This is a genomic window from Cupriavidus sp. FW305-3-2-15-C-LB2 (assembly GCF_058787575.1).
Genome location: NZ_JBYSZW010000053.1, coordinates 51137 through 58158, shown reverse-complemented (window position 1 = coordinate 58158; position 7022 = coordinate 51137). Strand labels below are relative to the sequence as shown.

Sequence of the window (7022 nt, the reverse complement as noted above, 5' to 3'; positions counted from 1 at the left end):
CGCGTGGCGGCTGAACGGCGGCGTGTCGCGCACGCTGCGCTTCGGCTATGGCGAGCAGGTGCTGGAGGTGACGCTGAGCACCAATGAGCGCGGTAGCACGCTGATCTATGCGGACCAGGCGGCGCCCTTTGCCTGCACCTGCCAGGCCGACGATATCCGCATCAACCTCGGCACCCGGCGCGCGCACGGGCAGGTGCATGCGGATGGCGAGACCTTCCACGTCTTCTATGCCGGACGGCATGTGAGCCTGGCCTGGCTCGATCCGTTGGCCCATGCCGGCGAGACCGAAAGCGAAGGCGGCAAGCTCACTGCGCCGATGCCCGGGAAGGTCATTGCCGTGATGGTCGAGGCTGGCAGCACCGTCACGCGCGGCACGCCGTTGCTGGTGATGGAGGCCATGAAGATGGAGCACACCATCAGCGCACCGGTGGACGGGGTGGTGAGTGAGGTGCTTTACCGGGTCGGGGAGCAGGTTGTGGAGGGGGCGCAGCTTCTGGCGTTCGAGGGGAAGTCGGGGGCTTGATGCCGACAGGGGCAGGGGCGCGGTCACCGTTGCCCCAACCAACCCCACGTCCGTTCCTCTGCCAAAATACGTCTTTAACCCCACCAGATTCCCCTGGAGACAAAATGAAGTTGCAGTTGTACGTCCCCGATGGCCGCTACGACGCCTGGATCGCAGGATTCGCCGAGGCACTGCCCGAAGCGCAATGCGTGACGTGGGAGGACAGCCGTGGCGAACCGGCCGACTACGCCGTGGTCTGGCGCCCGCCGGTGGAGATGCTGCGTGGCCGTACCGAGCTGAAGGCGGTGTTCAACCTGGGCGCCGGTGTCGACGGCATCCTGCGCCTGCGCGATGAAGCCCCTGACGCCTTGCCCGCGGGCGTGCCGATCGTGCGGCTCGACGATGCCGGCATGGCCGCGCAGATGGCCGAGTACGTCACCCACGCCGTGCTGCGCTATTTCCGCAAGATGGACGCCTACGAGGCCCAGCAGCGCGCCGGCAACTGGAAGTTCCTCAAGCCGCATCGCCGCGCGGATTTCACCATCGGCGTGATGGGGGTGGGCGCGCTCGGCACGCATATCGCCCGCACGCTGGCGGGCTTCGGCTTCCCGGTGCGTGGCTGGAGCCGCACCGCGCGCGCCATCGAAGGCGTGAGCGGCTTCTATGGCGATGCCGGGCAGGCGCCGTTCCTCGATGGCCTGCGCGTACTGGTCAATGTGCTGCCGCTGACACCGCAGACCGAGAACATCCTCAACGCCGCGCTGTTCGCGCGGCTGGCACAGGGCGCGTATGTGATCAACGTCGCGCGCGGGCAGCACCTGGTCGAGGAAGACCTGCTCGCCGCGGTGCAGTCGGGGCAGGTTGCGGGTGCCACGCTCGACGTGTTCCGCACCGAGCCGCTGCCTGCCGAACACCCGTTCTGGCAGGAGCCGCGCATCACCGTCACGCCGCATATCTCGGCGCTCACGCTGCGCGAAGACAGCATCGCGCAGATCGCCGGCAAGATCCGCGCGCTGCGCGCGGGCCAGCCGATCGCGGGCGTGGTCGACGTGCAGCGCGGCTACTGAGCGCCCGACCAATACCAATCAAAGACAGGAGATTGCCATGACCATGCCGAACTACGTGAAGATCGTTGAAGTCGGCCCGCGCGACGGCTTGCAGAACGAGAAGGCGATGGTGCCGACCGAGGTCAAGGTCGCGCTGATCAACCAGCTGACCGATGCCGGCTTCGTCAATATCGAGGCCGCGTCGTTCGTGTCGCCCAAGTGGGTGCCGCAGATGGCCGACGGTGCCGACGTGATGGCGCGCATCCAGCGCCGGCCCGGCACACTGTTTTCGGCGCTGACGCCGAACATGAAGGGGTTTGAAGGCGCGATCGAGGCCGGTGCCGACGAGGTCGTGATCTTCGGCGCCGCCAGCGAGGCGTTCTCGCAGAAGAACATCAACTGCTCGATCGCCGAGTCGATCGCGCGCTTTGCGCCGGTGGCCGCCGCAGCCAAGGAGAAGGGCGTGCGCCTGCGCGGCAGCATCTCGTGCGCGCTGGGCTGCCCGTACCAGGGCGAAGTACCGGTGCACGCGGTGGTCGACGTGGTGCGGCGCATGCGCGAACTGGGCTGCGACGAGATCGACATTGCCGACACCATCGGCGTGGGCACTCCCGTGCGCGTGCAGGAAGTGATGCGCGCCGCGGCGGCGGAGTTTGCGCTGGACCGCCTGTCGGGCCATTTCCACGATACCTACGGACAGGCGCTGTCCAATATCCTGGCCAGCCTGGAAGTGGGTATCTCGATCTTCCATGCGTCGGTGGCGGGGCTGGGCGGCTGCCCGTACGCAAAGGGCGCGACCGGCAACGTGGCGACCGAGGACGTGCTGTACATGCTGCACGGCATGGGCATCCACACCGGCATCGACCTGGAAGCGGTGGTGCGCACCGGCGACTATATCTCGCAGGCAATTGGCCGCGCCAACAGCTCGCGCGTGGGCCGTGCCTTGCTGACCAAGTGGGCCGCCGCCAGCGATGCGGCGCCTGCCTGCGCGTAAGTGCGGATCAGGCGCGGGCCACGGAACAAGGAGAAGTACGCATGACGGTGAATGACGAAGCGCTGCCCGAGTCCGCGCAGCGCGTGGCGGACCTGCTGGCCGGGCTTGGCCATGACCGGCCCGTGGTGATGCTGCCGGCCACCGGCAAGACCTCGGCCGAGGCCGCGGCGGGGCTGGGCTGCAGCGTGGCCGAGATCGCCAAGTCCATCATCTTCCGGCGCGTGGCCGACGATGCGCCGGTGCTGGTGATTGCCAGCGGCAGCAACCGCGTCGACGAGGCCAAGGTGGCCGCGCGCGTAGGCGCGCTGGGCAAGGCCGACGCGCGCTTCGTGCGCGAGAAGACCGGCTACGCCATCGGCGGCGTCTGCCCGATCGGACATGCGGTGGCGCCGGTGATGCTGCTGGACCAGGACCTGTTCCGCTATGACAGCTTGTGGGCCGCGGCGGGGCATCCCCATGCGGTATTCAACCTGACGCCCCACCAGTTGCAGCAGATGACGGGCGCTGAAGTGGCCGACGTCGCGGCAGGCTCAGTGGCATGAGTCCCGACCTGCGCCCCGGCCTGACCTTCAGCTGGCAATACACGGTGCCGCCCAAGGCCACCGTGCCGCGCCTGTACGACGATATCCCGGGCTGCCCCGAGATGCCCGACGTGCTGGCCACCGGCTATATGGTCGGCATCATGGAGTGTGCCTGCCTGCAGATGCTGCGCGAACACCTGGACTGGCCGCGCGAGCAGTCGCTCGGCACGCTGGTCAGCTTCTCGCACCTGGCGCCGACGCCGCCCGGCATGACGGTGACGGTCAAGGGCGAACTGGTGGCGGTGGACGGGCGCCGCCTGCGCTTCCAGCTGAGCGCCTGGGACGGCGAGGACAAGATCTCCGAGGGCGTGCATGAGCGCCACCTGATCGACGCCGGCCGCTTCAATGAGAAGGTCGCCGCCAAGGCCGCGCGCGCGGCGGGCTGAGCGCTGTCCGATGGCCACCATGCCCACGCCCGTCCCCTCCGCGGCTGAACTGGCGGCGCAAGCCGACCTCGCGCTGCGCGCGTCGCCTGTGCCTTCGCCATGCCGCAACATTTGCCACATGGACCCGTTCAGCGGCTACTGCGCAGGTTGCCTGCGCACGATCGACGAAATCGCCGGCTGGTCCTCGGCCAGCGACGAAGACAAGCGCCACGTGTGGGCGCAACTGCCGCAGCGCGCAGCATGGCTGGCAGGCGAGGAGGCATCCCCTTGAGCGCAAGCCCGGTTCCGCAGTTGCCGCCATCCATGCGCGTGTTCGAGCGCGGCTGGCTGTCGGCTAACAATATCCTGTTCGTGGACGGCGACGATACGGTGCTGGTCGATACCGGCTACGTCACCCACGCGCCGCAGACGGTGGCGCTGGTGGCGGCCGCCTTGCAGGGCCGGCCGCTCGCACGCGTGATCAATACCCATCTGCACTCCGACCACTGCGGCGGCAATGCCGCGCTGCAGGCGCGCTGGCAGCCGCGCACCGCTATCCCCGCGGCCGAGGCCGCTGCCGTTGCCGCGTGGGATACAGAAGCGCTCAGCTACAACGCCACCGGCCAGCAGTGCGACCGCTTCACCTTCGACAGCGTGCTGAGCGACGGCGACACGCTGCGCCTGGCCGGCATCGACTGGCAAGTCGTGGCCGCTCCCGGCCATGACCCGCACGCGGTGATGCTGTTCGCACCGGCCGGGCGCATCCTGGTTTCCGGCGATGCGCTGTGGGAGAACGGTTTCGGCGTGATCTTCCCCGAGCTGGATGGCGAGAGCGGCTTCGCCGAGCAGGCGGCGGTGCTGGAGCGCATCGCCCAGCTCGACGCGCGGCTGGTGATCCCGGGCCATGGCCGGATGTTTACCGATGTGGCGGCGGCGGTCGAACGCGCCCAGGGGCGCCTGGCCTACCTGAGCGCCGACCCGGCGCGCAATGCCAGCCATGCGGTCAAGGTGCTGGTGAAGTTCAAGCTGCTGGAGCAGCAGCGCATGGCCCAGGACGCGCTGGTGGCATGGATGGAGGCCGCGCCGCTGATGGTGCGCATCCGCCAGCGCTTCATGCCGGGGCTGGAGATGGCCGAGGTCTGCGCGCAGACGGTGCGCGCGCTGGCGGGAGTGAAGGCGCTGGCGGTGGAGGGGGAGTGGGTGGTGAATCGGGATTGATTCACCACGCCTGCCTGCATCCTCAGAACGACGTCCTGAACCCCACCTTCACACTGCGCCCGGCCAGCGGTGCGATATCACGCAGGATCGAAGCCGAGTTGCGCGCATCCTGGTTGGTCAGGTTGTCGCCGCGCAGGTACACCAGCGTCTGCGTGCCCGACACCTTGAACTTGTAGGTCAGCGCCAGGCTCAGCAGCGTATAGGCATCGGTCGGCGTGTCGTTGGTCGGCACGCGGGTCTGCTTTGCGGCGTAGGTCACGTCGACGCGCGCGCCCCACGGGCCCGCGCCATACACCAGTGCACCGCCCAGGCGCAGCGGTGCCAGGCGCGGCAGCGGTTCGCCGGTATCGCGGTTCTCGCCGCGCACGTAGTCGGCGCGGGCCTCGAAGTCCAGCGTGTCGCTGGTGGTCAGCATTTTCTGCAGCAAGCGCGTCTTGCCTTCCACCTCGAAGCCGTACAGCGTGGCCGGCACACCCAGGTACTGGAACTCCGGCAGCGCGTCCGGGCTGCCGGCGGCGACCACATCGCCCGCCTCGTCACGCGTGCGGCCGGTGGCGTTCAGCGCGAGGTAGTTGGCGAAGCGGCTGTAGTAGCCCGACACGGCGGCGCTGTGCGCGCCGGACTTGAAGCGCACGCCCAGGTCGATAGAGGTGGCCCGTTCCTTGTTGGCATTGGGATCGCCCAGCTCCCACGCGCCGGTGGCCACGTGGGGGCCGTTGGCATACAGCTCGTAGAAGGTCGGCGCGCGCTCGGTGTACGACAGGTTGCTGGTCAGCGACCACAGCGGGTTGACCTTGTAGAGCAGGCCGGCCGACGCGCTGGTGGCGTTGAAGCTGCGGCTGGCATCGGTAAAGCGGTCGTTGCCGTTGGCGCTGGCCTTGATGCTGCTGTGGTCCAGGCGCCCGCCCAGGTTCAGCTTGAGGTCGCCGGAAGCGGTCAGCGGCAGTTCCTCGAACACGAACAGCGCCGCGTTATCCGTATTGGTGCTCGGCACGAATGCCTCTTCGCCCAACGCGGAGAAGTCGGTATGGCCGAACTGTGTGCCGATCACGCCCGTCATGTTGCCGATCTTCGCGTGCCTGGCCTCCAGGCGCGCATCCCAGCCGCGGTTCTTGAAGATCGTGCCGGTCTCGCCGCCCTCGATCTCCTTGTGTTCGTAGTCGGTGTAGCCGAACTTGCCCTTGACCGATTCGAGCCAGCCGGCGGTGTTGCCGGCCAGGTTGCGTGCCTCGCCTTCCAGCGCAAAGCGGTCCTGCCGCATTTTCAGCCGCACGTCGTCCTCGGCGGGCGTGCCGTACTCATTGCGGTAGGCGCTGTAGTTGGCGCCGACGAAGCCATCGGCCCAGGTGTAGGAGCCGCCCATCGCGCCGCCTTCCTGCTGCGCGCTGGTGTTGGGCAGGCGGCCATAGGCTTCGGTCTCGCCTTCCGGCAGAGGATCGGCGCTGCGCAGGCGGTCGCTGCGGGCGTAGCCGGGGATGCGCAGGTCGCTGGTCTTGCGCGCAAAGGCGTCGGCGTGGACGGCGAACTTGCCGTTGCCGGCCTCGATCAGCGCGCTGGCGTTGCGCGCCTGGTCGCCGCCCGCGGTGGCGCTGGCATCGACCGCGCCGCCGATGCCTTCGATCGGCTCCTTCGGAATCCGGTTGTCGATCACGTTGACCACGCCGCCGATGGCGTTGCCGCCGTACATCAGCGCTGCCGGGCCGCGCACGACCTCGATGCGCTCGGCCACGAGCGGGTCCACCGGCACTGCGTGGTCGTAGGACAGCGTGGAGGCGTCGACGGTGGTGCCGCCGTTCTGCAGCACCTTGATGCGGTCGCCGTCCAGGCCGCGGATCACCGGCCGGCTGGCATTGGGGCCGAAGTAGCTGGACGAGACCCCGGGCAGCTTGTCGAGCGTGTCGCCCAGCGTGCTGCCCTGGCGTACGGCCAGGGCGTCGCCGCCGAGCGTCGATACCGGTGCCACCATGTCGTTGAGGTCGCTGCCGAGCGGATTGGCGGTGACCACGACTTCGCGCAGCATGGCGCCGGCTGGCGCGGTGGCGGTGGCGGTGGCCGTGGCCGTGGCGGGTGCGCTGTCGGCGGCAGGTGCCGTGGCCTGTGCCAGCGCGGCGGGCGCGACGAAGGCGGTGGCCATGGTGGCGGTGAGGGACGCGGCAAGGGCCGCCAGCGGGGTCAGGCGCGGTGCGCTGGTTGGTGCGGTGTAACGATTCTTCGACATGGCGCGCGGAGTGAGGCAATGGCAATCGGCCCGGCTGGCACGGCAGCTGCCCGGCACTGCGCCGGCCGCCCGCGATGGGCGTGGCCGCGCAGCCGGAA

General features: G+C 69.0%; 8 protein-coding genes. 7 read left to right on the top strand and 1 reads right to left on the bottom strand.

Features of this window, described 5'->3' with window-relative positions; all coding sequences use genetic code 11:
* The 7 genes from AC3WRR_RS29120 to AC3WRR_RS29090 all read left to right on the top strand — a co-directional run.
* On the top strand, nucleotides 1-523 hold a 523-nt coding region (locus AC3WRR_RS29120), incomplete at its 5' end, for an acyl-CoA carboxylase biotin carboxyl carrier protein subunit (RefSeq protein WP_492298789.1).
* Nucleotides 524-627: 104 nt separating this feature from the next.
* Nucleotides 628-1569: a 2-hydroxyacid dehydrogenase gene (locus AC3WRR_RS29115; RefSeq protein ID WP_492298787.1), complete on the top strand. Its 942-nt coding sequence runs from the start codon at nucleotides 628-630 to the stop codon at nucleotides 1567-1569.
* Between the two features lie 37 nt (nucleotides 1570-1606).
* Entirely contained in the window at nucleotides 1607-2542 is a 936-nt protein-coding gene (locus AC3WRR_RS29110) for a hydroxymethylglutaryl-CoA lyase (RefSeq protein ID WP_010813274.1), read from the top strand.
* A gap of 41 nt (nucleotides 2543-2583) precedes the next feature.
* Nucleotides 2584-3084, top strand: coding sequence for a YbaK/EbsC family protein (locus AC3WRR_RS29105; protein WP_010813275.1), 501 nt, complete (start codon nucleotides 2584-2586; stop codon nucleotides 3082-3084).
* Nucleotides 3081-3509 (top strand): thioesterase family protein, encoded by a 429-nt coding sequence (locus tag AC3WRR_RS29100; RefSeq protein WP_010813276.1) that lies wholly within the window; start codon nucleotides 3081-3083, stop codon nucleotides 3507-3509. Before AC3WRR_RS29105 ends, AC3WRR_RS29100 begins: the two co-directional genes overlap by 4 nt.
* A gap of 10 nt (nucleotides 3510-3519) precedes the next feature.
* Entirely contained in the window at nucleotides 3520-3780 is a 261-nt protein-coding gene (locus AC3WRR_RS29095; protein WP_010813277.1) for a DUF1289 domain-containing protein, read from the top strand.
* Complete coding sequence (locus AC3WRR_RS29090; protein WP_052181600.1) at nucleotides 3750-4706, top strand: MBL fold metallo-hydrolase; 957 nt, start codon at nucleotides 3750-3752, stop codon at nucleotides 4704-4706. The genes AC3WRR_RS29095 and AC3WRR_RS29090 overlap by 31 nt, the downstream gene beginning before the upstream one ends.
* A 22-nt stretch (nucleotides 4707-4728) precedes the next feature.
* Here AC3WRR_RS29090 and AC3WRR_RS29085 read toward each other — a convergent pair whose 3' ends face one another.
* Nucleotides 4729-6924 carry a TonB-dependent receptor gene (locus AC3WRR_RS29085; RefSeq protein WP_041687115.1) on the bottom strand — a complete coding sequence of 732 codons (2196 nt, stop codon included), beginning with the start codon at nucleotides 6922-6924 and terminating at the stop codon, nucleotides 4729-4731.
* Nucleotides 6925-7022 lie beyond the last annotated feature (98 nt).